This is a genomic window from Asanoa hainanensis, from assembly GCF_900188485.1.
Taxonomy (GTDB): domain Bacteria; phylum Actinomycetota; class Actinomycetes; order Mycobacteriales; family Micromonosporaceae; genus Asanoa; species Asanoa hainanensis.
The window spans coordinates 38,058-63,609 of sequence record NZ_FZPH01000007.1 but is presented as its reverse complement, the minus strand read 5'-3'; the positions used below and the strand labels follow the sequence as shown (position 1 = coordinate 63,609).

Below are 25,552 nucleotides of genomic sequence, written 5' to 3'. Positions count from 1 at the left end.
ATCAACTGATCCGAGTAAGTATAGCTGGGCAGCAGCCCCGCATCGGCCGGGAGGTGCGGGCCGCGGGACGGTCGGCGCACCAGTCCCGCATGCGGGCGGCCGCGTCAGGTCGGCAATCCGCGAGAGTAAGCTGAAACTGTGCCGATCGGGCGGGTCGGAGAGTAGCGACTACGTCCCTGACGAACAGCCTGAGTTCCGGGCCCTCCTCCCACAGCACCGGACCATTGCCTGCCGCGTCGACAAGCCGGCGCCAGTCGGCCTCCGCCGCCATCACCGTCAGCCGTTCGCCGTGTGGCCAGGGGCGCCGCCACCGGGAGCCAAGCCCGTGGTCGAGCTCGCGCTGCGTCGGTGCGGGAGCGAACATCAGGTCGGCATGCTCCATAGCGTGCCGAAAGTACCGACGGGCTTCGGCCAGTGCGGGCCGGCCGTCGAGCCGGGTACCGACCTCGACCCCGGAGTACACCCCGTGCACAGCGTCGAAGTTCGCCGAGAATAGCGCCCCATACCGGCCGTCGGCGATCACACCCTTGGCGTGAGTGCCCGAATCGCCGTGGATCGTTACGCCCAACTCGGCCAGCGCCGCCGTATCAGCCCGGTGCCCCGGCATGTTGTTCCGGGCGCGGACTAGCAGGCGTACGTCGAGGGCGTGCGCTGCCATGGCCCGGCGCAGCGGCTCGAGCAGTAACTCCGGCCGGTCGCGGATCCCGACGAGGCTGAACGTAGCGAGCAACAGTTCCCGTCGGGCCCGACCGATCACGTCGTGCAGTGCCGCGAGGATACCCCGCTCCTGATGCGGCCCGTCTGCGTCCTCGGTGTCATACGTCCAGATCACGCCCGGTCCACCGGCAGGCGGTGCCACGACGACCGGACTTGGCACCGGAGTGCGGCGGTGCAGCGCGTACTCGGCACCGGGCAGCGCTTCCCACGTGCATCCGGCGAACCAGAGCCGGGTGAAGAACCGGGCCAGCCGGTCGACCTCGGCCGGATCGCCGATCACCACCCCATTCTCCCCAGTCGCCCGCTTCCGCTTCGTGTCGACCAGGGCGCTGGTCTCCAGGTTGGCGCTGGATACCAGCGCCACCGTGTCGTCGACAACCAGGAACTTGGCGTGGCAACCCTCGTGCCCGCGTAGTGCTATCCCTCGCCGGGTCAGCTCGTCGAACCGCTTCTTCTGGGCCTGCACGTCGACCTCGTCGATATCCTCCAGAGTGGACAGGTCGCGCGTGAGCGACTGCTCCGTCCAGGAGGTGATGACGTACACCCCGCCGCGGAGTCGGTCGACGGCGGCGAAGAGCGCCTCCAGTAACTCCCGGTCGCCGATCCGAAAGCTCGCGAGGAAAATCTTGTGCCGGGCGTCCTGGATCAGCTCGATCGCCGTGCGACGGATTGAGTTGGTTGAATCCCTGTAGGTGAAGCGGTGCCGGTATTCCTGATCGGTGTCGGGCGCGTCGAGGAACGGCCGACCTGGTGCCTGCCGCAGCAGGAAGTACCCCTCCGGCGCGGTGACCGCTCCCAGATCCAGCTCCTCTCGCCGCCGGTCACCGTCAGGCATAACGGAAGTCCTCCGCCTGTCGCAGCGCATAGACCAGACCGGGGAATCCAAGCCGCCAGGCCCGGTCGCGCAGTTCGGGGCTGTTAGGCAGGTCTATGACGTCGGCGCCTGGCTCACTGGCGGCTGTGATCCGCCGATCCATCTGGATCAGCGCTTCGGCGGTCCGGTCCCCACCGACCAGCTCGATCGCCACCGCGACCACGGCGTCTTCGCAGCTGCCGGTCAACCCGAGCGGCAGTGCGAGGTTCCGACCCAGCTCAGCGAGGCGTACGGCGATCGCCCCGGAGATGCGGGATCGCCACCGTCCCGGGCCGGTCCGCTCCGTCTGAGGTGCGAGCCGCTCCGGCCGACCAAGCAGACTGTCCCATGCCCGGGCCTGGGTGGCCGGGTCGTCGAGCGCGTTGACCAGCCCCATCCAGTATTCAGCGAGCCCGGTTGCACCGGGCAGGCCGAGGCTCACCGGATCGCGACTCCCGGCTCCGGGCAGAGTGAGTGCCGGCCGGTACTGGTCGCCGTCGGTCCACAGCTCGCCTCGACACCGGTACACCGGACACCAGCCGTCATCGCTGATCTTCAGCGGACGGGCCGCGAGCTCCTTCACCCAGGTGTTTTCCTCGCCTATGCCGGCGACCGTGCCGGCCGCCAGCCGCGCGCGCAGTTCGTCAGTGAGGGTGCTACTTGCCAGCGGGTGCGGTACAGGGAACTTTCCGGCCGAGCGGAAGCGGAGCCGTTCGACCGTGCGCAGCCCGGAGGTGCGAGGGTCGAGCACGAGCAGGTCGTTGGTGCGCGGCAGAAGTACCACGTCCAGGCTCACCTGCCGCTTCCGGTAGACCGTGCGGGTCCGGGCGGCCCGGTCGGCACCGGGCGAGAGAGGCCGATAGCCGTCGCCGTCCCGGGCCAACGCGCCGGCGGCCAACAGCCGGCGTGCGGCTACCGGCAGCAGCGTCGCCCCGGGCAGGTTGGTTATCTCGAGGAATTCAACCGGATCGGCCCGGCCGGTGGTCATCGCCAGCTCCAGTACGAACCTCTCCAACGGTGTCATCTGCACCGGGGCGGCCCGTTCAAAGGACACCCCGCGCCACCAGCGGATCGGCACCAGCACCTCGGGCAGGACGGCGACCGTCCCCGGCGCCGGCTCGGCGGGCGGATCCGTCGGCACGAACTCGATCATGCGATGCCTGCCACGATCACTCGACCGCCATCCCGTGGGGTCACCCGACGCCCTTCGCAATCTCCATGTCGGACCGCGCGTCGAGGAGCGTGAACAGGTTGCGGTAGAACTCCTCCGCCTCGCGTACACCGTTCAATCCGCGTAGCGTCGGTGCGTGCCCCACCAGCACCAGTCCCCGGCGAGCCCGGGTGCAGGCGACGTTGAGCCGGCGGATGTCCTGTAGCCATCGGCCGTACCGGGACGACGGTCTACCGCGGCCGACGAAGGCTCGGCAAAACGACAGGAAAACGAGGTCGCTCTCCTGGCCCTGGATCTTGTCGATCGCGTCGACGACCTGGAAGTTGAGGGCGCGGAAGTCGCCGAACGTAGGCCCGCCGAGCCGATCCCTGATCTCGGCGGCCTGTCGTCGGTAAAACGTCAGCACGCTGACCGTGACCGGGTCCCCGCCCGAGCGCCGCAGCCGCGTTTCCCACGAACGGCACATCTGCGTGATCAGGTCCGCCTCGAGTTCGTTGACGAACCCGCTGCCAGCGGTGCGCTCCTTCGCCCGGCCGCCGTAAACCGACGTGTCCACCATTACCACCGGAGTGTTGGTGCCGCCGTACAGCAACGGTGTCACCTCCGGCCGGTCTGGGGTCAAATAGTCACCGCCGTAGACCGGGCCCGACACTAGCGACGCGATCGGCTCGATCATCCGACGTTGCACCCGCAACCGTTGTCGTGCCGCCGTCGGCAAAGTGGCGACCGAAACCTCGAAGAGACTCCGTACGAGGTGGTCGCGCATCGCCTTCAGCAGGGTACGTTCGCCGTCCCCGCCGTCCCGGCGCAGCCGAGCCCAGGCGGTCTCGAAGGTGCGCTCGTACCGCTCCTGCCAGCTGCCCGACTCACGCAGCCGCTCCGCGGTTGCCAACACGGTGTCGGTGCGGAACCGGTGCAGCTCCTCATCCTCGGTCCAGATCGCGGCCAGGTGCTCGACCGCGGCCGCCAGGTCGCTGGCGACGCCTCTGCCGACCATGTGCAACGCGGCGAGCGCGTGCAGGTGGTGTTCGTCGATCGGCTCTACATACGGCGGCAGCTGGTGCTCATCGCCGACCAGTATCCAGCGACGCGCCCGGACTGCGCCAATCAGGAACTCGCTGTCCACCACCCGGCTCGCCTCGTCCACGATCAACGTGTCGAAGTCGGCATCGCCGAGATCGCGATTCACGCCCGTGGTGGTGCAGCAGATCAGGTTCGCCGACCGGCGGAGGTCGGCGTCGACCTGGTCCGCCAGCGACTCCGGCACGCCTTCGGCTAGCCCGGACAGCTCAAACCACCGCCGTTCCAGCCCGATCCGCTGCTCGCGCCGGGTCAGCTCGGCGTCGAACCGCTCCCGCCACCGGCGAACCTCGGGTTCGGGTCGGCCGACCGGGTCTTGGCCGGTCAACGTGCGTACCCGCTCTCCGGCACGCTCGGCGTCGGCGCGAGTCGTCGCGGTGTCGGCCCGCCTGCGGTTCACCTCGGCGCCGCGTTTCTGCTCCCCGGCAATCCGCTTCGCCTCAATGGTGGCGGTCCGGGTCTGTGCCGCCTTCCGCCGCTCGGTCCAGGAGCGCATGTCGTGGTCCAGCCGGCGACGTTCTGCCTCGCTCGCCCGGTAGGCCTCGCCGAGCCGCGCGGCGAGGTCGGGAGAGTCGAGGAAGACCCGAATACGCGACCAGAGCCGCCGTCTCAGCGGGATGGCCTCGAGCTGCGCGCGCAGCACCTCGGTCCGGGTGATCGCCGTGGGCAGCGCCGCGGTCAGGCGGTCCAATGCGCTGGTCGCTTCGACTTCGTCGGCCCGGCTGCCAGTCAGGTCAGCGCTGAGTCGTTCTCGCCAAGCACCGCGCTCCCGCTCCGCCGACTGTAGGCGCTCGGCGGCGGTCCGCCGCCGGCCGTCGGCGGCGAGAAACGCCTCCACCGCGTCGCGCTGCTCCCGGAACCGGTCAGCCTCGGCGCGCCAGCGTCCGGCCTGCGAGGTCGCGGGCCGGCGCGTCTGTCGCAGGTACGTCCGGCTGACCTCGCTCGGGAGGTACCGGCGGAGTTCCTCGGCGACCCGGGACTCGTCCCAGGAGATCCGCAGGGCGAGGATCCCCGGTTGGTCGGCGAGCCGGCGAAGCACCTCGTCGACGGCCACGTGCATCGGTGCGAGCAGCAGCACCCGTTCGCCCCGATCAACCAGTTGACGGACGACCTCGGTGATTACGGTAGTTTTGCCGGTGCCAGGCGGGCCCTGCACGTGGAAGACGTGCGGGGAACCGACAGCGCCATCTACCGCCGCCCGCTGCTCGCAGCTGAGCCGATCGTCAAAGTATGCCGGCAGCTGCGGGATCTGCACCGCAGGAAGCCGAACCGGCTCGGAGAGCAGTAATGCGAGATGCTCCCAGTTGCCCTCGACCTGCTCGCCCAGAAACTGGCTCAGCGCGGCGCGGTGCTTGCCGAGGGCGAAGCGGCCCTGTTGCTCCACCTGCAACGAGGTCTGCGGCACTATCCGCGTCCTGGGTGCGGCAACGGCGAGCATCAGGGCATCGCCATCGATTTCGACTGAGAGCAGTCGTAGCTCAGCGGTCGCCTCCGCGGTGTTCGGCACCGCCACGCACTGGCCGCCCGCTCGCAGCGTCACTGTGCGCCCCTCGGCAAAGGTGACCGGCCGGTCGAGCCGGAGCCAGAGTACCGGCTGCCCCGCGAGGCGACCTTCGCCGACCACGGTCGCACCCGCGCGCACCGTTCCCTCGTGGGTGCTGCGCTGCTCCAGCAAATCCAGGAGCTGCGACAGCGGCTGGTAACGGCGCCGGACTCGCGCGTGCAGGTCGCCTCGGGGCTGCGCCGGAACGGCGATGCGGTGCAGTTCGCGGCGAGCCGCCTCCCGCGTGAGGCGTCGTTGTTGGAGGATCCGCAGTCCCTCGTTGAACGTCTCCAGCAGATCAGGGAGGTAGCAGTACTCCTCGTCCCAGACCGGGGCCAGGCGGACCTGTCGAGGCCGGACCGTCTCGGTGCGACCCAGCCCGCGCGATGGCCTCACCGACGTGATGTACGCCTGGGGCACCCCGCTGTCCCGCGCACGGCGCGACTGGGCGTAGACCTCCAACCTGGTACCGGTGAGCCGGTAGTAGCGGCCGTCTCTTCCGGTCAGCTCATCGATAAGGAGACCTGCGGCGAGGTCGGCCCGGATGTCTTCGAGGTCGTGCTCGGCGAGCCAGCGGGCTCGTTGCGGGTACGACATGCACACTTCGCTTTGCTCTGCTTCGCTCGGCGCGAACAAATCGGGCTCGGCAGCTCGGCAGTACTCGTCGGCCCACGACTCCGGAACCCGTAGTTGCACCATCCCGGCTCCTTCACCGGTCGTCGCGGAGGAAGCGGAGTTCGACGCAAAGCTCGTCGACATCGTTCCCGTCGCCGTGCAGCGCCCAGTACGCGGAGAGGAGCTCCGACGCCTCCTTCCGGAGCGACTCCGTGTGCTCGGCCGCGATCGGCTCGGTCCCATGCGCCAGAACCGACTTGTTCCGAGCCCAGGTTCGGTCACGCAGCTCACACAGCCGTCGTGGGTCGACCAGCCCACTGCGCCGGGCCAGTTCGTCGTCGAGCGAAGCGAGCAGGATGGCGGCCGCGAATAGGGTCAGTTTGTTGGGCAGACTGGATGAGGCGGGCGGTACGAGCGAGCGGGACACCGCCGTGAACCCGGCCCGCACGTTGGCGGGATCACCGAGGCGGGACCAGTCGCAGTCATCCGGGTCGAATCCCGGATAGTGGTGCCGCAACCGACTGGTTAGGCAAGCCTCCACTGTTCGGTAAAACAGTAGCGCCGCGAAGTCATGCCGGCCGAGCTGCTGGTAGTGCAACCCGAGCACGTAGAAGCAGACCACGAAGGCGGTGGCCTCGCCGTCCGCCAACCGGCGGACGAAGGAGAGCTGCCGGTCGATCGTCGTCAATGTGTCCGGTCGGATGTGCCGACGGCCCTGTCGCAGGCTCTGCTCGACCTCGGCGACCGCTTTCGGCAGCGCGGCGAGGTCGAGGTCGCACCAGGTCCGGTACAGCTCGGCGAGGGCACGCATCAGCCGGGCCCGGCCAGGCACCGCGATCCGTTCGGCGATCTCGTCGTAGCGGCGCCGGGCTGCCTCGAACGCGCCGGAACGGAACGTCTCTAGTGCCCTGGCGAGCTCCTGCTCGCCAAACAGCGTGGTCGGATTGTCCAGTGAGATCAGTCGGACCTCGCCGTGCCTAAGCTGCCGGGTCACCGGGTCGAACTGGTTCTCGATGTAGGTCAGCCCAAGGTTGAGCTGCCAAGCAGCCAACGCTGCGGCGGCGCTCATCACCTTCCGGCCACCGGTGATGTCGATGACCGCATGCCGTCCGTCGCGCCCGACCAGCTCGCGGGCGATCTGCTGGTACATGTCGAGTGGGTCACTGGCATCCACCGGCAGGTGCCGGAAGTCCTGGTGCCGCAGCCGATCCGGCCCGACCAGCCGCTGGCCGATAAGGTCCACACTGTCCGGCGCGTCCCGGGAGGTGATCACGACGAGCCGGCTCGGCCGGAGCAGCTCGTAGGTGAGCACAGTCGGAGTCGCCGCGAAGCCGCAGAGGCTGATCAGCACCTCGACCTTGCGGCGGGGGAGATCGCTCGCTGCCCGAGCCCTGGCGACCGCATCAGCCAGCAGATGGTCGAGATAGTACGCGGTGGCCTGGAGCGCGGGGCTGCCGTCGGCGTACTGCCGCTCGCCGCGTTCGATCTCGCGCATCGTCTCGACTCGTTCGGCGAAGGATCCGGCTTCGTCAAACGGCATGCCTGACTCTATCGAACGGGGTCACTTGCTGCGCGCCCCAAATCTGTAGCTGTGGCACAGTCGATCGCGATCTAGGTGAACCTCGTGCTCATGGGTCAGCTTGGAGCATGCGATCGCCGCTGAACCACGACGAGTTCGTCACGAGCACGTGTCGCGGCAACGTAACCAATGAACGGGAGCGCAGCTCGACATCTTGTCGCTCGATGTTGTCCAGCCCATCAAGTCTGACCTGTTCGGCTGCCGATCGGAAACCGACGTCGGCGAGCACGACTTTTGCGAACTCGATGCCTTTGGCCCTGTGCATGGTCATGACGAGCACCCGACCCTCACTCGGCCGATCGCGTTCGACCGCGCGTGCCTGGATGGCACGCTCGTTGAGCGCGTTGACGACGCGCTCACGCTGGAACCTGTCGTGCACAAGCACAGCGATCGTCTCCGGTGCCGCGCCGTCGTCGAGCCACCCCCGGAGGCGGTCAGCGATCATGTCGAGCTCAGCGACGAGTGAATCCGCGGTTTTTACGGCCGGCGCCGGGCCCGAGCGCGCCGACCGATAGCCGGTTGCCTCGGGTTGCTCCTCGATGTCGACGTAGTCGGCGCCGTCCAGCACCGTCATCGCGTAGCGCAGGTTCTGCGCGGTGGTCCGGTAGTTGAGGGTGAGCCGCTGCGAGCGGCCGACGATCCTGATGCCGTACCGGCCCAGAACGGTGCGGTTGCCATAGATGCGCTGGTGAGAGTCTTCGGCGATGAAGAGATCGTCGGCCAGCGACAGATCAGCCACCCTCCGTTGCTCTATCTCCGCGAGGATGCAGTAGCAGAGCCCATCGACCGCTTCCTCGCAGAGGAACTCGGCGGACGTCCGTTGACGACCAACCTCCGTCGAGTCGCCGACGCCCAATACCGAGCCGCACTCGCCGCCTACGACCCGAGCGGGGAAACCGTCCGCCTACGCCAGGCCGTCGAAGAGTGCGACACCAAGATCGGTCGCTACCGCGAGGCACTCGACGCTGGCGGCGACCCGGTTCTCATCGCCGGCTGGATCAAAGAAACCAGCGCGATCAAGGCCAGCGCTCAGGCAAGGCTCGCAGCGACCGACGCGCCACCGCAGCGCATGACCGAAGATCAGCGCGACGCCATCGCCGACGCCTTCCGGAATCTGCTCGCACTGCTCCGCGGCGCGGACCCACGCGACAAAGCCGAGCTGTACTCCCGGATCGGCCTGCGGATGGCCTACCAGCCAGGCCCAGAAACGATGATCGCCGAGGTGATATCCCCGGCGATCGATGGTGTCTTTGATATGTGTCCGAGGGGGGACTTGAACCCCCACGCCCTATACGGGCACTAGCACCTCAAGCTAGCGCGTCTGCCATTCCGCCACCCGGACTTGCTTGCGCGGCCCAGTTTAGCGGGACGCACGGGCGAAACTGTACACGACAGGTTGGGGGCGGCGGCTCGGGGGGCAATACCGGTCGCGTGTCACTTGCGTACCGGTCAGACTGCCTGGCATGACGATCATCCGGTTGAATCCTGACGGTTTGCACCATACGCCCGGTTATCACCATGTCACTGTCGCCGACGCCCGGCGGACCGCTTATCTCGCTGGGCAGTGTCCGCTCGACAAGGCCGGCGATCTTGTCGGGGGTGGCGATGTGTTTGCCCAGGTCGATCAGGTCGTCGCCAACACCCGAGCTGTACTCGCGAGCGTCCACGCCACCCCGAAAGACGTCGTGCGGACCGTCATCTACGTGACCGACGACGCCGACCGCAGTCTCGGTGACGTTTGGCGCCGCCTGCTCGACTCCCCGCTCGCCCCCGCGTTCACCTCCGCCAGCACCCTGCTCGGCGTCTCCCGGCTCGGCTTCCCCGGCCAGCTGATCGAGCTCGACGTCACCGCCGCGCTGCCGGACCACGAGGGCTAGGGGTGCCCCGCCGTCCTGGTGGGCGGCGGGGCAGAGACCGGAGAAAGGCGCTCCTCAGCGCCTACCGGAGTACTTCACCTCGACGAAGGGCACGATCTTCGCCTGCTTCGGCCCGTACTCCAGGTAGACCTGGTCGTTCTCCCACCAGTTCCGCAGCGTCACCTGCTCGGGCAGCACACCCCGGTCGAGTTGGAGATTCTGCAGCGTCGAGCTGTAGTCGATGACGATCCGGTTGGCGCCGTGCCTGAGATACGGGCTCACGTCGACGACCGGCTTGGTCAGGCTCACACCACCCGTGTACTCGTCCTTGCCCACCAGCGGGACCTGGCGGCCGGTGCCGTCGTCGATGGTGGGCTTGCCCACGCCGCCGACGTCCTTCTTCGCCTTGGTCGGGTTCGTCGACACCCGGCCCCCGACCTTCTTGCCGTTGATCCAGACCTTCATGGTCTCGTTCAGCTGGTCGCCGAAGTCCAGGTAGGCGCCGTCGGCCTTGCGGGCGTCCCAGGTGAAGCTGGCCTCGTAGTGACCGGTGCCGGAGAGCGCCCTGCCGACGGTCGGGATGTTGTTCCAGGTGGTCAGCGTGTCGAGCTGGACGCTGATGGGCGTCTTGACAGTCGACGTCAGCCGGTTCACGGTCGTGAGCTCACCGATGGTCCCGGTGCGGACCAGGTCCCGCTCGGTGGTGTTCGGCCGCCAGGATTCGACCGTCAGCTCCCAGCCGGTGATGTCGTAGGCCGCTGGCACGGTGACCGAGCTCCGGTACTGCTTGCCGTTGCTCAGCTTCGTCGTCACCTTCCCGCTGGCGATGGCGCGGACGACCACCGCGTCGGGGACCGCGTACGCCGAGTCGGCGTCCGTGGAGACGATGTGCACCTGTGCGTGCTTCGCCTTCTCGAACGCCAGCAGCGCGATGTTGTTGTAGTCGAGGTCGATAGGAACCACAGTGCGGCCCTGCGACCACGTGTAGTGCGCGAGCTGGGTCACCTCGCCCGTCCACGCATCGATGGCGTACGGGATGAACTCGCCGTCCATCTTGATGTCGGTCTTGATATTCGTGCCGGGGTTGGGTGCGGAGACGACCTCCGGGCGAAGGCTCTGGTCGCGGTAGGAGCCGTTGTCGTAGTTGTAGACGTACCGGTTGCCGTCCTCGTCCTGGCGGGTCTGGGTGAGCAGTTGCTGGTTCTCTTTCGCGTACGCGACGTACGGATACACGCCGAGTTCCTGCAGCTTGGCCATGACGTTGTCGTGGTAGCCGCCGGGAGTGGCGCTGAAGTAGTCGTCGATCGGGTCGAACACGGTCGCGGTCCGGACGGTGTGCAGCTTCTTCAACGCGTCGACGGTCTTCTTCAGCTCCGCGTCCTTGCCGTCGTTGAACGGCGTCCGGGAGGCGGCATTGCCCAGGATGCCGACCTTGAGGCCCTTCCTGGCCCAGTCCAGGAGCTTCTTGGCGCCGGCGACGTCCAGCCAATCCTGGTAAAGAACGATCGCCCGGTAGCCGGCCGGCTCGATGGTCCTGGTCCGGTGGTCGAAGGAGACACCGTCGTCGAACAGGAACGCGGGGCTGAAGTAGTCGTACGTGTAGCCGTTGTCCTGCAACTCGGTGGAGCGGTAGTAGACGCCCAGGTGCGCCTGCTGCCAGTTCATCTGCGAGACCACGGGGTTGCTTCCGTTGTTCTCCGCCCGGAAGGCCATGCCCTGGTTCCAGTTGTTGTGGATGAAGCCGACGTCGGACCGTGCCTTGCCGGTCTGCATCAGCCGCTGGACGCGACCCAGGTGCGCGTTGTACTCGTCGTAGTCGCGCGCACTGGGGTGCCGCGTGCCGGGGTGGAAGAAGTTGCGGCTCCACCCCGGCCAGTTGAAGTCGCCGTACGCGAACTCCGCGGCCCACACGTGCCAGCAGCTGGCGCGTCGCGTACTGCGGCAGTTGGGCTCCCGACTCGCTGGAGAGCACCTTGTTCGTGAGCTTGGCACCGCCCGTCCAGAGCCGGAAGATGTCGACCTGGTTGTACTGGTTGAAGTTCTCCGCTTCCGGATAGTCCACGGCCATGATCGGCTCGGAGATCTCGAAGGAGCGGCCGTACGAGATCTGGGCCCGGGTCTCGATGCCCACGGAGTTGAGCCACTCCTTCAGCGGCGTCAGCATCCGCTCCACCAACAGGTCGGTGAGCACATCGAGGAAGTCGTTGATGATCCCCTCGCGCCGACTCGCCTCACCGGCGAGGTCGTAGGTCCCCTTGGCGCGATCGATGTACGCGTTGTAGACGGCGTTGACCTGAGGCAGGCCCGACATGAGGAAAACGAAGGGCATGATGTCGTAGCCCTTGCGCCTGCGGAACTCCGCGGCCATGTCCTCGGCCCACCACGTGATTCCGGACGAGCCGGGGGTGATCTCGAGCGAGTCCATGAACAGCTGCACGTCGCCGTGCAGGATCTTGCGCCGCAGCGCGGGATCGGCCAGGTAGTGCTCCTCCCAGAACTCCCTGAGCGCCGCCACGCCGCGCACGTCGAAGTAGTTGGTGGCGTAGCTCGGCTCCGCCGCCGGGGTCGACGCCTGATACGTACCCTGGGTCCAGATCGCGAAGACCCGGTAGGTCCCGTCGGCGGGCACCGTCCAGTTCAAGGTCTGCGTCCACACGTCCGCGCCCTGCGTGACCGGCAGGTCGACCCGGGTCGCGGCATCGACCGCATTTCCAGAGACCACCTTGTACGCGTACGCGGTGACGAATCGCGCTCCGGTGCGCCGCGCGTTCGCCGGGGGCGCCGGCAAGGCGGTCAGGACCTGGCCCGCGTCCACCGTGCTCGTACCCAGGGTCAGGTTCTGCATGGCTGCCTGGCTGTCCGGGTCCAGGCCCGGCACGTTGGAGGTCGCCCAGTGGGTGCCGGAGGTGAGGTGGACGCTCATGCCCAGGTCGAGGAGCTTGTTCATCATCAAGTTCCACTTGTGGGCCCACATCGCGGAGCCGTACGCGTAGAGGGCGTCGGGCGCGCCCGCGTCGTTCTGCATGCAGAGCTCCACGCCGCGGAACCCTCCGTCGTACATGGCTTGGATCTGCTCCAGCAGGGTCTCGTCGGTGTGCGCCGCATCGCCGAGCCACCAGCGCACCTCGCCGCTGAAGATGCGGTCCGGGTCGACGTACTTGCTCTCCAGCACCCGCGCGAAAGCCGGGGCTTGGTGCTCGAGGCAGTTCCGACCTGCGCGGACGGCCCCGCCGCACTGGCCGGGTCGGATCCGATGGCCCGGCCGGCAACCACCAACGCACCCGCCGCCGCGACTCCCCGCAGCACCCCTCGGCGGGAGATGGCACTGTCCACGCTCGACCCATCCTTCGTCGTGTCGCTCAACGCACTACCCTTCCACTAGGTATGAAACGTTTCAGCACGAAGCACTTTTGGACCCCGAATTCAGGGTTTAGCCCCGCCATGCAGGCCCGGGTCCACGAAGCGATCTCCGACCTCGGGTATCGGCCCCAGAACGCCGCCCGTGGCATGCGCGGCCAGACCTACACCATCGGCGTGATGCTCTCCGACCTCAGCAACCCGTTCTTCCCGGAGATCGTCGAGGGCATCACGGCGGAGCTCCGGGAGACCGACTACCAGGTGCTGCTGGGCCCCGGCGGCGTGGAGCCCGACAGCCAGGCCCGGATCACCGAAGCCATGATCGACCGTCGCATGGACGGCCTTATCCTGATCTCCCCTGAGATCCCGCGGACGCAGCTCGACGGCACGGCACGCACCGTGCCCACCGTCGTCATCGGCCGACACGGCAAGTCAGCGCACCACGACTCGGTGGTCGACGACGACACCACGGGCGCCGCGCTGATCGTCGACCACCTGGCCGACCTCGGCCACCGCCGGATCGCCCACATCGTGCACAAGGAAAGCGGCCGCGGCCGACCGACCACGATGCCGCACACCGTGCGTGCCGAGGGCTACCGGCAGGCGATGCGCGGTCGCGGCCTCGACGACGAGATCACCGTGGTCTCGACCGCGTACAGCGAGGAGGGCGGCTACGCCGGCGCCCGAGAGCTCCTGAGTCGCCCCATCCGGCCGACTGCCATTTTCGCGGGCGCGGATGTCGCCGCCATCGGCGTGCTCAAGGCCATCTACGAAGCCGGACTTACCGTGCCGCACGACATCTCCGTGGCCAGCTATGACAACACCACCCTGGCCGCCCTCGACCCCATCTCACTGACCAGCGTCGACCAGGACGGCCGGTTGATGGGTGGCAATGCCGCTCGTCTACTGCTCGAGCGGATCGAACGCCGGCGTGAACGCTCGGTCTTCTTCTCGGTCACGCCGACTCTCGTCACCCGACGGAGCACGGCGGCACCCCGTTCAGCGGACAGGTAGCCGCGACGCGCCGGCCGGCACGAACGCGCGCGACCAGAACGGCCGGGCACGCCACCTCGAATCGGTCGACGGGCCGAACCCGTGGCCGCGCCGGCGAGACCCGCCCGGGACCGTAGGCGACCGGCCCGATCGATCAGCCGCGCGATGCCGGCGATCCACACTGGCGCGAAGAGGCCACCGAGCACTGCGTGCGAGACCTCAGTGGCCTCGCCACGTGACCGACAGGCCCTTCCCCACCGGGACGGTCGCCGAGCGGCAGCGCGGGTCCGCGGACACCAGCGCCAGGAAGTCGGCTACCTCGGTCGGGTGGGACAGGACGTTGTCGACCGCCAGTACTCCCCCGGCCCGCAGCACCCGCAGCGGATGTGGCCACCAGCTCGCGTATTCGACCCGCTCCGCGTCCAGGAAGAGCAGGTCGACGCTGCCCGACGGCCGGTCGGCCAGATAGGCGCCGGCCTCCAGCAGGCGCAGCTCCACCGACACTCCGGCGCGGCGTAGGTTCTGGCGTACCCCGGGCCACTCTTGCGTGTCGACGCTGACCACCCGCCCACCGACATCCCGGGCCGCGAGCGCCAGCCAGATGGTGGAGTACCCGTTCGAGGTACCGATCTCGACCACCCGCCGCGCCCCAGCGATCCTGACCAGCTGCGCCAGCAGCGCGGCCGTGTCCGGCTCGAGGTTACGGCGGCGCAGCAGGCGGTCCGGCTCCGCCGCGTCGTGGTGCACACCGTCGGCGTACAGCTCAGCGAGCAGGGCCTGCGTCGGCTCGTCCATCGCGCACCTCAGAAGACGTCACTGACGGCGACCGGCTTGCCGCCGTTCCGCAACGACCGTACGCCTGCCTCGGTCGCCGCGGTGGCCGCGAGTCCATCCTGGAGGCGCGGACCGACCACGACGCCCCGCCGACAGGCCGAGACCCAGGCTTGGACCTCGATGTCGTACGCCGACGCGAAGCGGGTCAGAAACGAGGCGGCGAGCGGCCGGACCGCGGGCACGAACAGCGAATCCGTCTCACCTACCGCCTCGCACCGCACCTCGTACCCCACCTGGCTGTTGACGAACACCCCAGTGGTCGCGATGCCGCCGCCCGCCATCTCGAAGATGGCCACCTGCGGGTCCTGGACACCCACCGGAGCCAAGCCGGAGGGCGTCGGAGACAGCACGCGCACCGTCGCGATCTCGTCCGCGAACAGCCACCGGCACACGTCCACCTCGTGCACCAGCGAGTCCCGCACGATCATCTCGGAGGTGAACGACGCCGGCGCCGACACGTTGCGATGGACGTTGTGCACCACCAGGAGCCGACCCACCGACGGCAACAAGCCATGCAGCCGCGTGTACGCCGGGTCGAAGCGCCGCATGAACCCCACCTGGACCAGCGGTCGCCCGCCAGCGGCCTCGGCCGCGACCAGACGCCGGGCCGACGACACGGTGAGTGTCAGCGGCTTCTCGCACAGCACATACTTGCCAGCCGCCAGGCAGGCCAGCACCTGCTCCTCGTGTGCGGCGCCCGGAGAGGCGATCAGCACCGCGTCGACTTCCGGCGACGAGATCAGCTCTTCGGGTGACGCGAACACCCGCGCCCCGGGAACAGCCGCCGACGCCCGCCCCGGAACCGGGTCGCAGACCCCCGCCAACACCGCATCCGTGACCCGATGGGCGATCCGGCGAGCGTGGTCGGCGCCCATCACACCGACACCGACCACACCCACCCGCACCGGGTCGGTCGCGTCATCGGGGCGGGATCGGCTGGGGAGGTTCATGCGGCGGCGATCTCGGCCAGCGCGATCGGGCGACCGGAGGCCCGGGACTGCTCGCATGCCTCCGCCACCTGGAAGGCCTCCAGGGCGTCGCGGACGGTGCACGGCGACGGTGCGGCACCGCGGGCGACGTCGACGAACGCCGCCAGCTCGGCCCGGTAGGCGGGCTGGAATCTGTCCATGAAGGACCAGTGCCGCGGACCTGGTGGGAAGTCGACGCCGGGCTCGGCCGAGTCGAGGGCCAGCGACCGGTCGAGGCCGACGCCGAGCGACCCCTTCTCGCCGAGCACCTCGAGGCGCACATCGTGGCCGGCGCCGTTGTAGCGGGTAGCGGAGACCAGCACGATCGTGCCGTTGTCCAGGGTGAGCAGTGCTCCCCCGGTGTCGACGTCGCCGGCCGCGGTGAAGAAGTCGGCGCCCTGGTTGGCGCCCGTGGCATACACGGTGGCGACCTCACGCCCGGTGACGAACCGTACGACGTCGAAGTCGTGCACCGAGCAGTCGCGGAAGATGCCGCCGGAGGTGGCGATGTAGGCCGCGGCCGGCGGCGCTTGGTCGTGGGTGTTGGCCCGGATGGTGTGGACGAAGCCGAGCTCGCCGGCGCGCACGGCCGCCTGGACCCGCCGGTAGCCGGCGTCGAACCGGCGCTGGAATCCGATCTGGACGGGCACCCCGCTGCGCTCGACGAGGGCCGTCAGAGCGAGGGTCTCGGAGAGGGTGGCGGCGACCGGCTTCTCGCAGAACGTGGGGATGCCGGCGGCGACCCCTTCGGACAGCAGCGCCGCGTGCGCGGGCGTGGCGGCCGCGATCACGAGCCCGTCGATGCCGGCGCCCAGCAGCGCCGTCACGGAGTCGGCGACCGCGACGCCGAGCTCGGAGCCCAGTGCACCGGCCGCGGCGAGGTTCGCGTCGGTGACCACGAGCTCGTCGACGGTGTCGAGGGACGCCAGCGTGTGGGCGTGGAAGGCGCCGATCCTTCCCACCCCTACCAGGCCGATGCGCATGGCCGTAGCGTGCACTTTGGTCAATGTGACGGTCAAGCGCCCGTGCCGCTCTATCACCAGCTCGCCGAACAGCTGCGTGCGGCGATCGACGACGGGCGCCTGCAACCCGGCGACCCGTTCGAGAACGAGATCGCCATCCGAGCCGGTGCTACGGCAACCACAGCTACCGCACCCGGGACTACACCATCGACGAACGTTAGGCTCCGGCGATGAAGCGCGCATTGCTCGCCCTGGTCGCCCTGGTGTGGCTGGCCTCGGTCGCCATGACGGTGTCTGGCTTCCTGAACGGCCTGAGCGCTCCGGGCCGCTGGAGCGGCTTCGTCGTGATGCTCGTCGTGACCCTGCTGGCCACCGGGCTGGTCGTGGTTGCCGCACGCCGACTGACTGCCGCGTCACATTAGTTGACTGGGCGGTCAAGAAAGCTGTTACGGTCGCGGCATGGGACGGAACAGGGAGTTCGACGCCGACCATGCGTTGGACGCGGCGATGCACACGTTCTGGGAGCGTGGCTACGACGGCACCTCGCTCTCGGACCTGACCGAGGCCACCGGGGTCGGGCGACAGTCCCTCTACCTGGCCTTCGGTGACAAGCAGAAGCTCTATCTGGCCGCGCTCGACCGCTACCGCGAGCACTTCTTCGTCCCGCTCGTCGAGGCGCTCGACACCAGCACCGACGTGCGGACCGCGCTGCGCGACGCGATCCTGCCCCTGATCGATGGCAGTTGCGTCGACCAGCCCGAGGGTTGCCTGCTGGTCGCGGCGGCCACCGAGCGGGCCACCGAGGATGCGGCGGTGCGCACCCGGGTCACTGCGGCCTTCGCCGGCCTGGAGACCGCCCTGCTGGAGGCCGCCCAGCGCAGCCGCGCGGCCGGCCGGGTGTCCGACACCGTCGATCTGACCGGCTGGGCGGCGATGGCCGTCGCCGTGATCCAGGGCCTGCGGGTGCTGGCGGCCGGCGGCACCGACCGCGGCACCCTGATCCGCGGCCTCGAGGCGACGTTGGCGCAGCTCCACCCCTGAACCTTGATCCCCATCGGGTACGGCTTCAGCCTGCCCATTTACTTGACCGAACGGTCAACAAACCCCAGGAGAACCCATGAACTTCACCGGCAAGGTCGCCGTCGTCACCGGCGCGGGCAAAGGCATCGGCGCCGCCGTCACCCGCCGGCTGCTCGACGCGGGCGCGCAGGTGGTCGCCGGCAGCCGCGCGGCCAGCACCGACCTGGCCCGGCTCGCGGGACCGGAGGCCCTGGCGACCGTCGACGTCGACCTGTCCACTCCGGACGGTCCGGGTCGCCTCGTGGCCGTCGCCACCGAGCGGTTCGGCGGCCTCGACGTGCTCGTCAACAACATGGGCGGGCTCGCCGGCGGTGGCCCCCGGTTCGGGGGCTTCCTGTCGGTGACCGACGCGGACTGGTCGCGTGCGGTCGAGCTCAACCTGCTCTCGGCGGTACGCGCCACCCGCGCGGCCGTGCCCGCCCTGCTCGCCCGCGGCGGCGGCGGCGGCGGGATCGTCAACGTCGGCCCGATCAACGCCGCGCTGCCGGACCCGAGCGTCGTGGACTACGCCGCCACGAAGGCCGCACTGGCCAACCTCGGCAAGTCGCTGTCGGCCGAGTTCGCGCCGCAGGGCATCCGGGTCAACACGGTCTCACCCGGCCCGGTACTGACCCCGTTCTGGACCGCACCCGGCGCCCTCGCCGACCAGCTCGCGACGGCCATCGGCACCGACACCGACGGCGCGATGCGCGCGATGGCCGACGGCCTGGGCGGAATCAAACTCGGCCGGTTCGGCACCGCCGACGAGATCGCCCAGCTGGTGGTCTTCCTCGCCAGCCCGGCCGCGGCCTGGATGACCGGCAGCGACGTCGTGATCGACGGCGGGCTCACCAAGACCCTCTGACCGTCAAGAACCACCACGGAGATCGGCGACCGTTCCGACCCGAGCCCGGCGGCCTCGTATCGGCATGGCGTTCTGACCGTGGCCCGGCGCCGGAAGATCGGCCGGGCCTTCTGAAAGTCAGGAACCGTTACGGAGGTCGGTGAGGCGTTCGGGTACGAAGCGGATCTCCTCGAACGTCGCGCCGCATCCGTCGCCTGTCGGTGACTGGCCCTCGAGGCCGATCCGGTCGCCCGATGTGTCGCCGTCGAGGGCGAACACGCGGATCAGCTGCCACGCCTTGCCGTCGAGTGAGGCGTGGTACGCGTACACCCGGTCCAGGCGCGAGACCCGCAGCCACACCGACCGGCCGGCCACGACGAACGCGTTCGCGTCGTCGGAGACGCCCCGGCAGACGACGGACACGATCATCGGCTCGGCGGCCGGCGAGAACTCGAAGCACAGCTTGGCCCAGTGCCGCTCGTCGAGCCACAGCAGCAGCACACCGGCATCGAACGTCGACTTGAAGTCCGCGGTGACCCGCGCACTGAACTGGAAGTCGCCCTTCGGCGGCTGCCCGAGCAGCGTGGCGGCGTTGAGCAGCGACTCGGCGCTGACGGCCGTGTCGCCCGGGTCGATGAACATGTCGGTGTGCGGCTGCGCCTCGACGGTGACGGCGCCGGTCGCCTCGTCGACCCGCCAGTGCTCGGCGTTCGAGGGCACGAGCGGAAACGGCACACCGGGGATCGTCACATGATCAGCCATGGCTCAAGACCGTACCGCCGGTCAGGGCCGTTGGTAGTAGGGAACCTCGACCGGCTGCCAGGTCAGGCCGTCTTCGCTGAGGTACAGGTCGACCGGGTCGGCGGCGGCCACGTCGATCGGCCATCCTTGCAGGCCTCCGGTGATCGGCGTCGCCCCCCACACCGGCAGGCTGACGGGTACAAAGCTCTTGCCGCCGTCCGTGCTCAGGTGCTGCTGGTGGGCGCGGTCCGCGAGAGTCAGGCCGCCCTGCCGGTTCGGCCACACGAACACGATGTCCGTGAACTGCTGGGCGGCGGGCATCGGCTGCCAGGTCTGGCCGCCGTCCGTGGTGCGGTACAGCGAGAACCCATCACGCTCGGTCGGATAGAGGTAGGCGGTGTCGGCGTCGTACGCGGTGAGCAGGCCCGCGTGGCCGAGCCAGTCGATGTCTTCCGCGGGTGTGCGGTCCGTCCAGCTGTGGCCGCGGTCGCGGCTGGCGGCGATCTGGAACTCGCCTGAGCCGTCCGGGCCGGAGCCGTCCACCCAGATGCTGCCGTCGAAGGCCACGGACACGCTGACGTACTCCGTGCCCGGGGGTTGGTTCTTCAGGACCATCCAGTCGCCGGTCGCCGGGTCGTACCAGCCGAGGCCTTGTTCTTTGCATTGTCGCTCGTCGCAGGGCCACCGCGGCACGATGCCGTCCGGCACCGAGTCCGCGACCCGGACCTGGGGTTGGTACTCGCGCCAACTCTGGCCGCTGTCGTGGCTGATGAACGCCGGCCCGGCGGTAGCCCCCATGATCAAGGTGCCGGGAGCGGCCAGCGTCGCGGTAGGTCGCACACAGGCGCCGTTGGCTTCCGGCCCCTTCGAGGGCGTGGGGATGCTGGGGTGCGGGCGCAGTTCGCTCCAGGTCTTCCCACCGTCCTGCGTGACCGACAGCCAGCCCTGTCCACACGTCTCGGCCGGGTACTGCGCCACGCCGTAACGGGTGTCGGAGAACTCGACGATGATGTCGAAGGCGTCCCATGCCGGCAAGGACGCGGACGGGGGTACGACCAGCGTGTTCGATGCGTCCCCGCCGGGCAGGGTCAGCAGTGGCGCGGCGGTCAGCAGGAACAGCACAGCGACCCCGGCCAACCGGGCCTTCCGCGTACGGTTGACACGGTGCCGGCTGCGGTCCACCAGCTCGTCGAAGGACGGCTGGGTGATGCGCTCGGCCACCGCGGTGCGGTCGTAGTGGTGGTGCACCTCAGGCATGGTCGGCGCTCCTCCATGAGTTCCAGACGATTTCGGGTGTGTGGTCGGTGCCGGGCTCGCCGAACGTCAACGCGAGCGCCGCGCGGCCCCGCGAAAGCCGCGACTTGACGGTGCCGACCGAGACCTTCAGCAGCTCGGCGACCTCGGTGATCGGCAGGTCGGCGAGGTAGTGCAGGGCGATCGCCTCGCGTTGCCCGGCGGGCAGGGTGCGCAGTGCCGCCATCAGGGCGACGTGATCCGGGGAGGCGCCGGGCACGTCTGTGGACGCGGCCTCGACGCGACCGAGCAGGCGCTGCAGGACTTTCCCGCGCCGGCGCCGGGTGCGGGCGAGATTCACGGCCACGGTGCGCAGCCACGCCTCGGGATTGGCCAGCGCCGAGATCTGGCTGGGCGAGGCGAGCAGCTTGACGAACGCCTCCTGCACGACGTCCTGTGCCTCGCCGAGGTCGCCGGTCACCGGGTAGAGCTGCAGCACCAGCCGCTGGTAGCTGGCGACGTACAGGTCGCGGATGAGCTCTCGATCGCTCAAGGACGCCGTCCAATCTCGTGCTCGTGGCCTTCACAGAGGCGACGAACACGGCGGCCGGAAGGTTCCCTCGCTTTCCGAGCGTTCTCGGTCAGCGCCGTCGGAACAGGCGGCGACTCGGCGCTACGAGTCGCAGGCCGCGGCGAAGTCCGCCTCGCTGGCCCGACGCAATTGGAAGCTGGCGTCTCCCGAGGTCACGCGGCTGGCGGTGCCGTCCGCGTCGATCTTCAGCAGCGCGGTCGACATGGCGAGGGAGTCGTGGCCGTCCCAGGAGCCGTCGAGCCGGCCCAGGAAGAGGCCAACGCCGTTGGTCGGAATTTCGGCGTTGAGGAAGAAGCTGGTGCCCCGGTAGTCGTTCGCGTAGCCGGAGATCGCGTACGTCACCGGCTGCCCTGAGCCGCACACCGTGGCGCTGCCGCCGATCTCCGAGCTTTCGTCGCCACCGCCGACGCCGTCCTTGAGGCGCAGGACCATGGTGCGGTTGTCGCCCGGCCCGTAGGCGACCTCGCCCTGCCAGTAGCCGACCAGGCCGGGTTTCCACGGCGCGGCCCAGGGATGGATCAGCCACTTCGCGGGGTAGATGAGCGCGAGCCCGACCACGAACACACTGCCCACGAGTACGAGACGCGATCGTCGCGCGATAGCCATTGCCGCACGCTAGGTGGGCGCGGGAAACGAGCCGATGAACACCAGGGCGGGGTTGATGGAAGAGACCATGTCGATCTTGCGTCCGCCGCCGCGCGTGAACCTCTTCGCCCCGAGCAACGGATAGGTGCTAGACATCCACGCCGTGAAGGGCCCTGCATGAGTCGTACGGAACAGCACGCACCGGAACCAGCCGATGACGCCGGCGTCATCGAGCGGTCGCTACGGATTCCCGAACAGTTCGGCGTGATCTTCGATCGACACGCCCCCTACATCCACCGGTATCTCGCGCGGCGGTTGGGCACAGCGGTCGCCGAGGACCTGACGGCCGAGACCTTCCTGGTCGCGTTCCGCAAACGCGACCGGTACGACCGGGAACGGCGCGACGCGCGGCCATGGCTGTACGGGATCGCCACGAATCTGGTCGCGCAACACCGGCGGGACGAGGTGCGGCAGTTCCGGTTGCACCAGGTGATGGGCCCCGCTCCGGACGAGTCGTGTCACGCCGACCGGGTCGCGGCGATCGCGACCGCCCAGGCCACGCGGCAGGAGTTGCACACGGCGTTGGCCACGCTGTCGTCGGCGGACCGCGACGCGCTGCTGCTCGTCGCCTGGGAACAGCTGACCTACGAGGAGGTCGCGGCGGCGCTGGGCATCCCGGTTGGCACCGTTCGATCCCGGTTGAACCGGGCGCGCCGAAAGGTCCGCGAGGCGCTGGGTGGATCAGATCTCACGACCGATCTCGAAGAGGAGAGCAGCTGATGGATGACATGCGAATGGTGCGCGAGCTGATGCCGGACACGTCGCTGCGAAGCCTCGACGAGCTCGCCGCCGCACGCTCCACACTGGACGAGGCGATGGGCGGCGGGAAGCCGGCGGCCCGCCGGCGCTTCGCACCGGCGATCTGGACCACCGCGGCCCTCGCCGCCGCGATCGCGGCGGTGGTGGTGCTGGCACCCGACACTGTGGGTGGCCCCACGTCGGAGGCGGAGGCCGCGCAGGTGCTCCGCGACGCGGCAGCGGCAACGCTCACGCTTCCGGACGTCGAGCCACGCGGCAACCAGTTCGTCTACCAGCGGAGTGGGGACGGCGCGGAGACCTGGCTGTCGGTGGACGGGACCCGCGACGGCCTGGTCCAGCGCGCCGACGGCACCGACAAGGGCGTGCTTCCCGGTTGCCGGGACGGCAAGCGCGCCGTGATGAAGGGCGACGAGGTGATCGGATCCGAGTCGTGTACGCCCGAACCGGCGTACAACCCTGATCTGCCAACCGATCCCGACGCGATGTTCGCGTACCTGAACCCGAACGGCGACGCCAACTCCATGGGCAAGGACATCCTGTACCTCATGAACGGCCGCTACGTGCGTCCACAGTCGAGGGCCGCGCTGTTCGAGGCCGCGGCCAGGATTCCCGGGCTGCGCGTCGTCCGGGACGGCCTCGACCCCGCAGACCGGCCGGCGATCCAGGTCATGTGGTCGACCGACGGCAAGTCAGGTGGAATCTTCTTCGATCCCGACACCCTCGCGTACCTCGGCGTCTGGGCGGGCAAGGGCTCCTCGGCCGTCCTTCGCGTCGCCATCGTCGACACCGTGGGCCAACGGCCCTGACCTGCGACCCTGACCGGCGCCCACCACGGTGGGCGCCGGTTTCGGGTACGCCCGGGCGAACGGATCCGGCAGCTGCCGCCAGCCGTCCTCGCCGCGGGACAGCTCCTCGTCGGTGAGCAGGCAGCCGGCCAGCGTGCGGTGGATGCCGACCGGGTCCATGTCCAGACCGACGAACGCCAGGTGGTGGTGGCGGTCGCCGTAGTACGGATCCCAGTCGAACGCGGCGAACAGGCGCCGCTGCGGGTCGACGTCGGGCCAGTGCTCGTCGGGCAGGTCCGCCAGCCAGCCGCTGACCGGGCCGATCGTCAGCGTGGCCGTGGACTCCCACGACAGCACCAGGTCCGGTCGGCTGGCGAGCCAGAAGTGGCCGCGGGCGCGCAGGACCTGGTCGGTGAGGTCGTCGAGCGCGTCGTGGAGCCGGCCCGGGTGGAACGGGCGGCGGGCTTTGAAGACGCACGACGTCACACCGTGCTCGGGCAGCGGTTCGTGAGCGCCGACCGACATGCCGCTCAGCCCTCGGCTGGTCGCGGGCAACGGGTCGCGCTGGTGTCCCGCCTTGACGAGCAGCGCGGCCAGGCGAGGGTCGTCGGCGTCGAGGTGGCCCGACCACGGCGCGATCCGGTGCAGGACGGCCTGTGCCTGCTCGGATTCCCATGCGTCGGCCGGTTTCTCGGCGGTGACCACCACGTCGGCCTGCTCGATCTGTCGTGCGACCACGTCGCCGATCGACCGGTCGTCGTCGGCACCCTGGTGCAGGCCGACGGAGCGTAGCGGGTCGTCGTTGGTCAGCCCGTCGAGGAGCCAGTCGGCCGCGACCGCGGTGACCATCGTGCCGAGTCGGGCGGCCCCGGTCGCCGGCCAGGCCGCGCGAAGCTGATCCGGCTCGAAGGACGGTGGCAGGACCGCGATCACGTCGGGGTCGGTCGGGCGGCTGGCCAGGGTGCGCAGGTCGCGCACGACCTTCCCGTGTCCGGACGCCTCGTAGTGCACCACGCGGGTGGGCTTTGGGCGGTCCCGCAGCGTCTCGGCCACGGCGGAGCAGACGTCGGGCCGGAACCCGAACACCATGACCACCAGCGGCCCGGTCGTCGTCGTGCTCACGAGGTTTCTTCGTCCCATTGCGGAAACGGGTCCGGAAAGGCTCCCCAGGAGTCCTCGCCCCCGGCGAGCTCGTCCGCGGTCAGCAGGCACCGGCGCAGTTCCTCGCGCAGCTCGTCGGCCGGCAGGTCGACGCCGATGAAGACGAGCTCCTGGCGGCGGTCGCCGAACGTCGGGTGCCAGTCCCGCTCCAGCGCCGCGCGTTCGGCCGGGTCCGGTGGCCAGATGCCGGACGCGGCGACCGGGATCGCGGCGGGCTCGAACTGGGCGTTCGGGCCGGCCTGCGACCACAGCGCCTGGATGCCCGGGCGGGTGGCGAGCCAGAGGAAACCTTTGGACCGGAGTACGCCGTACCGGGTGACGGCGCTCTCGATGAGGCTCCAGAGCCGCTGCGGGTGAAACGGTTCCTCGGCTTGGAAGAGGACGCTGCTGATGCCGTACTCGATGGTCTCGGGTATGTGTTCGCCGTTGAGCTCAGCGATCCATCCGGGGGCGAGCTCGGCGGCCTCCATGTCGAAGGCGCCGGTGTGCAGGAGCGCGTCCGGCGGCACCTGGCCGAACGTCGCGCGGACCTGGCGGGCCCGCGGGTTGAGCCGGGTGAGCAACGCTTCGACCCGTTCCAGCTCGTCGGCGGCCACGAGGTCGGTCTTGTTGACGACGATGACGTCGGCGAACTCGACCTGGTCGACGAGCAGGTCCGCGATGGTACGTTCGTCGCCTTCGTAGGCCGACAGCCCACGGTTCTGTAGGGTCTCGCCCGCACGGATCTGGGCGATGAGACTGGGTGCGTCGACTACGGTCGCCATGGTGTCGAGCTCGGCGATGTCGGCCAGGACATTCTCGTCGTCGACCCCGAACGCGAAGGTGGCGGCCACGGGCATCGGCTCGGAAATGCCGCTGGACTCGATGAGCAGATAGTCGAAGCGCCCGTCACGGGCGAGCCGGGCCACCTCGTCGAGCAGATCGTCGCGCAGGGTGCAGCAGATGCAACCGTTGGTCATCTCGACGAGACGCTCTTCGGTACGCGAAAGCTGCCCACCATCACGCACGAGCGCCGCGTCAATGTTGATCTCGCTCATGTCGTTGACGATGACCGCCACGCGCTGCCCATCCCGGTTGGCCAGAAGGTGGTTGAGCAACGTGGTCTTCCCGGCACCGAGAAACCCAGAGAGCACGGTGACGGGCAGCTTGCGCACTGGCGCCGCCACCCCTGCTCCCTGACCAGGCGCTTGCACACCGTGTCCGTG

At 69.2% G+C, this 25,552-nt stretch carries 24 protein-coding genes, 1 tRNA gene and 1 pseudogene; 9 read left to right on the top strand and 17 right to left on the bottom strand.

Translation table 11 applies throughout. The features are described 5' to 3' along the window. Position 1: 1 nt before the first annotated feature. The 7 genes and pseudogenes from CHC05_RS18695 to CHC05_RS18670 form a co-directional block, all read right to left on the bottom strand. Complete coding sequence (locus CHC05_RS18695) at positions 2-1,552, bottom strand: phospholipase D-like domain-containing protein (protein ID WP_179266254.1); 1,551 nt, start codon at positions 1,550-1,552, stop codon at positions 2-4. Then, a complete protein-coding gene (locus CHC05_RS18690) occupies positions 1,545-2,723 on the bottom strand; it encodes a hypothetical protein (RefSeq protein ID WP_089250547.1) in 1,179 nt (392 codons plus the stop codon). The genes CHC05_RS18695 and CHC05_RS18690 overlap by 8 nt, the downstream gene beginning before the upstream one ends. Positions 2,724-2,763: 40 nt before the next feature. Then, a complete protein-coding gene (locus CHC05_RS18685; protein ID WP_179266253.1) occupies positions 2,764-5,496 on the bottom strand; it encodes a DEAD/DEAH box helicase in 2,733 nt (910 codons plus the stop codon). Between the two features lie 577 nt (positions 5,497-6,073). Continuing rightward, positions 6,074-7,519, bottom strand: coding sequence for a hypothetical protein (locus CHC05_RS18680; RefSeq protein WP_089250543.1), 1,446 nt, complete (start codon positions 7,517-7,519; stop codon positions 6,074-6,076). A gap of 95 nt (positions 7,520-7,614) precedes the next feature. Continuing rightward, positions 7,615-8,276: pseudogene (locus CHC05_RS18675) on the bottom strand (3'-5' exonuclease); the annotation flags it as partial. 186 nt (positions 8,277-8,462) lie between these two features. After that, on the bottom strand, positions 8,463-8,843 hold the full coding sequence (locus CHC05_RS40795) for a hypothetical protein (RefSeq protein WP_144022658.1): 381 nt from the start codon (positions 8,841-8,843) through the stop codon (positions 8,463-8,465). Next, a tRNA-Leu gene (locus CHC05_RS18670) sits at positions 8,817-8,900 on the bottom strand. Before CHC05_RS18670 ends, CHC05_RS40795 begins: the two co-directional genes overlap by 27 nt. Before the next feature lie 121 nt (positions 8,901-9,021). On the opposite strand from CHC05_RS18670, the gene CHC05_RS18665 reads away from it, so the two are divergent. Further along, the gene (locus tag CHC05_RS18665; protein ID WP_089250541.1) at positions 9,022-9,435 is read left to right on the top strand and encodes a RidA family protein; all 414 of its coding nucleotides are present in this window, start codon (positions 9,022-9,024) and stop codon (positions 9,433-9,435) included. Between the two features lie 54 nt (positions 9,436-9,489). Here the strand turns inward: CHC05_RS18665 and CHC05_RS18660 are convergent, their stop codons facing one another. Next, positions 9,490-11,325: a hypothetical protein gene (locus CHC05_RS18660; RefSeq protein ID WP_089250539.1), complete on the bottom strand. Its 1,836-nt coding sequence runs from the start codon at positions 11,323-11,325 to the stop codon at positions 9,490-9,492. Between the two features lie 827 nt (positions 11,326-12,152). On the opposite strand from CHC05_RS18660, the gene CHC05_RS18650 reads away from it, so the two are divergent. From CHC05_RS18650 to CHC05_RS18645, 3 genes are all read left to right on the top strand, one after another. After that, positions 12,153-12,407: a hypothetical protein gene (locus CHC05_RS18650; protein ID WP_144022657.1), complete on the top strand. Its 255-nt coding sequence runs from the start codon at positions 12,153-12,155 to the stop codon at positions 12,405-12,407. A 71-nt stretch (positions 12,408-12,478) separates the two neighbouring features. Then, positions 12,479-12,796, top strand: coding sequence for a hypothetical protein (locus CHC05_RS40790; protein ID WP_144022656.1), 318 nt, complete (start codon positions 12,479-12,481; stop codon positions 12,794-12,796). 59 nt (positions 12,797-12,855) lie between these two features. Continuing rightward, positions 12,856-13,785 carry a LacI family DNA-binding transcriptional regulator gene (locus CHC05_RS18645; RefSeq protein WP_245871027.1) on the top strand — a complete coding sequence of 310 codons (930 nt, stop codon included), beginning with the start codon at positions 12,856-12,858 and terminating at the stop codon, positions 13,783-13,785. 198 nt (positions 13,786-13,983) lie between these two features. Here the strand turns inward: CHC05_RS18645 and CHC05_RS18640 are convergent, their stop codons facing one another. The 3 genes from CHC05_RS18640 to CHC05_RS18630 are packed head-to-tail and all read right to left on the bottom strand — an operon-like array spanning position 13,984 to position 16,549. After that, a complete protein-coding gene (locus CHC05_RS18640) occupies positions 13,984-14,559 on the bottom strand; it encodes an O-methyltransferase (protein WP_089250531.1) in 576 nt (191 codons plus the stop codon). 8 nt (positions 14,560-14,567) lie between these two features. Further along, positions 14,568-15,548 (bottom strand): Gfo/Idh/MocA family protein, encoded by a 981-nt coding sequence (locus CHC05_RS18635; protein ID WP_089250529.1) that lies wholly within the window; start codon positions 15,546-15,548, stop codon positions 14,568-14,570. Next, on the bottom strand, positions 15,545-16,549 hold the full coding sequence (locus CHC05_RS18630) for a Gfo/Idh/MocA family protein (protein WP_089250527.1): 1,005 nt from the start codon (positions 16,547-16,549) through the stop codon (positions 15,545-15,547). The genes CHC05_RS18635 and CHC05_RS18630 overlap by 4 nt, the downstream gene beginning before the upstream one ends. Positions 16,550-16,758: 209 nt before the next feature. Between CHC05_RS18630 and CHC05_RS18620 the strand changes: the two genes are divergently transcribed. The 3 genes from CHC05_RS18620 to CHC05_RS18610 all read left to right on the top strand — a co-directional run bounded on the left by CHC05_RS18620 (position 16,759) and on the right by CHC05_RS18610 (position 18,452). Continuing rightward, the gene (locus CHC05_RS18620; protein WP_144022655.1) at positions 16,759-16,950 is read left to right on the top strand and encodes a hypothetical protein; all 192 of its coding nucleotides are present in this window, start codon (positions 16,759-16,761) and stop codon (positions 16,948-16,950) included. Positions 16,951-16,987: 37 nt separating this feature from the next. Further along, positions 16,988-17,569, top strand: coding sequence for a TetR/AcrR family transcriptional regulator (locus CHC05_RS18615; RefSeq protein ID WP_089250521.1), 582 nt, complete (start codon positions 16,988-16,990; stop codon positions 17,567-17,569). Between the two features lie 76 nt (positions 17,570-17,645). Beyond that, the gene (locus CHC05_RS18610) at positions 17,646-18,452 is read left to right on the top strand and encodes an oxidoreductase (protein WP_089250519.1); all 807 of its coding nucleotides are present in this window, start codon (positions 17,646-17,648) and stop codon (positions 18,450-18,452) included. Positions 18,453-18,569: 117 nt separating this feature from the next. On the opposite strand, the gene CHC05_RS18605 is transcribed toward CHC05_RS18610, so the two are convergent. The 4 genes from CHC05_RS18605 to CHC05_RS18590 form a co-directional block, all read right to left on the bottom strand. Beyond that, on the bottom strand, positions 18,570-19,193 hold the full coding sequence (locus CHC05_RS18605; RefSeq protein WP_089250517.1) for a DUF1349 domain-containing protein: 624 nt from the start codon (positions 19,191-19,193) through the stop codon (positions 18,570-18,572). 21 nt (positions 19,194-19,214) lie between these two features. Continuing rightward, positions 19,215-20,429, bottom strand: coding sequence for a sialidase family protein (locus tag CHC05_RS18600; protein WP_144022654.1), 1,215 nt, complete (start codon positions 20,427-20,429; stop codon positions 19,215-19,217). After that, positions 20,422-20,958, bottom strand: coding sequence for an RNA polymerase sigma factor (locus CHC05_RS18595; RefSeq protein WP_089250513.1), 537 nt, complete (start codon positions 20,956-20,958; stop codon positions 20,422-20,424). The genes CHC05_RS18600 and CHC05_RS18595 overlap by 8 nt, the downstream gene beginning before the upstream one ends. 120 nt (positions 20,959-21,078) lie before the next feature. Continuing rightward, the gene (locus CHC05_RS18590; RefSeq protein ID WP_144022653.1) at positions 21,079-21,603 is read right to left on the bottom strand and encodes a hypothetical protein; all 525 of its coding nucleotides are present in this window, start codon (positions 21,601-21,603) and stop codon (positions 21,079-21,081) included. 156 nt (positions 21,604-21,759) lie between these two features. Here CHC05_RS18590 and CHC05_RS18585 point away from each other — a divergent pair, with 156 nt between their 5' ends. Together CHC05_RS18585 and CHC05_RS18580 are read left to right on the top strand one after the other, a co-directional pair. Then, complete coding sequence (locus tag CHC05_RS18585; RefSeq protein ID WP_089250509.1) at positions 21,760-22,362, top strand: RNA polymerase sigma factor; 603 nt, start codon at positions 21,760-21,762, stop codon at positions 22,360-22,362. Further along, positions 22,362-23,207, top strand: coding sequence for a CU044_5270 family protein (locus tag CHC05_RS18580; RefSeq protein WP_089250507.1), 846 nt, complete (start codon positions 22,362-22,364; stop codon positions 23,205-23,207). The genes CHC05_RS18585 and CHC05_RS18580 overlap by 1 nt, the downstream gene beginning before the upstream one ends. Here the strand turns inward: CHC05_RS18580 and CHC05_RS18575 are convergent. Together CHC05_RS18575 and CHC05_RS18570 are read right to left on the bottom strand one after the other, a co-directional pair. Next, the gene (locus CHC05_RS18575) at positions 23,091-24,308 is read right to left on the bottom strand and encodes a GTP-binding protein (RefSeq protein WP_179266252.1); all 1,218 of its coding nucleotides are present in this window, start codon (positions 24,306-24,308) and stop codon (positions 23,091-23,093) included. The two genes, CHC05_RS18580 and CHC05_RS18575, sit on opposite strands and share 117 nt — an antisense overlap. Continuing rightward, complete coding sequence (locus CHC05_RS18570; RefSeq protein ID WP_245871025.1) at positions 24,305-25,513, bottom strand: GTP-binding protein; 1,209 nt, start codon at positions 25,511-25,513, stop codon at positions 24,305-24,307. Before CHC05_RS18570 ends, CHC05_RS18575 begins: the two co-directional genes overlap by 4 nt. Positions 25,514-25,552 lie beyond the last annotated feature (39 nt).

Bases quoted from the DNA above. Each gene is read 5' to 3' on its own strand.
- CHC05_RS18695 (WP_179266254.1), bottom strand. From the start codon at position 1,552: ATGCCTGACGGTGACCGGCGGCGAGAGGAGCTGGATCTGGGAGCGGTC.
- CHC05_RS18690 (WP_089250547.1), bottom strand. From the start codon at position 2,723: ATGATCGAGTTCGTGCCGACGGATCCGCCCGCCGAGCCGGCGCCGGGG.
- CHC05_RS18680 (WP_089250543.1), bottom strand. From the start codon at position 7,519: ATGCCGTTTGACGAAGCCGGATCCTTCGCCGAACGAGTCGAGACGATG.
- CHC05_RS18665 (WP_089250541.1), top strand. From the start codon at position 9,022: ATGACGATCATCCGGTTGAATCCTGACGGTTTGCACCATACGCCCGGT.
- CHC05_RS18645 (WP_245871027.1), top strand. From the start codon at position 12,856: ATGCAGGCCCGGGTCCACGAAGCGATCTCCGACCTCGGGTATCGGCCC.
- CHC05_RS18640 (WP_089250531.1), bottom strand. From the start codon at position 14,559: ATGGACGAGCCGACGCAGGCCCTGCTCGCTGAGCTGTACGCCGACGGT.
- CHC05_RS18635 (WP_089250529.1), bottom strand. From the start codon at position 15,548: ATGAACCTCCCCAGCCGATCCCGCCCCGATGACGCGACCGACCCGGTG.
- CHC05_RS18630 (WP_089250527.1), bottom strand. From the start codon at position 16,549: ATGCGCATCGGCCTGGTAGGGGTGGGAAGGATCGGCGCCTTCCACGCC.
- CHC05_RS18620 (WP_144022655.1), top strand. From the start codon at position 16,759: ATGAAGCGCGCATTGCTCGCCCTGGTCGCCCTGGTGTGGCTGGCCTCG.
- CHC05_RS18615 (WP_089250521.1), top strand. From the start codon at position 16,988: ATGGGACGGAACAGGGAGTTCGACGCCGACCATGCGTTGGACGCGGCG.
- CHC05_RS18610 (WP_089250519.1), top strand. From the start codon at position 17,646: ATGAACTTCACCGGCAAGGTCGCCGTCGTCACCGGCGCGGGCAAAGGC.
- CHC05_RS18605 (WP_089250517.1), bottom strand. From the start codon at position 19,193: ATGGCTGATCATGTGACGATCCCCGGTGTGCCGTTTCCGCTCGTGCCC.
- CHC05_RS18600 (WP_144022654.1), bottom strand. From the start codon at position 20,429: ATGCCTGAGGTGCACCACCACTACGACCGCACCGCGGTGGCCGAGCGC.
- CHC05_RS18590 (WP_144022653.1), bottom strand. From the start codon at position 21,603: ATGGCTATCGCGCGACGATCGCGTCTCGTACTCGTGGGCAGTGTGTTC.
- CHC05_RS18585 (WP_089250509.1), top strand. From the start codon at position 21,760: ATGAGTCGTACGGAACAGCACGCACCGGAACCAGCCGATGACGCCGGC.
- CHC05_RS18580 (WP_089250507.1), top strand. From the start codon at position 22,362: ATGGATGACATGCGAATGGTGCGCGAGCTGATGCCGGACACGTCGCTG.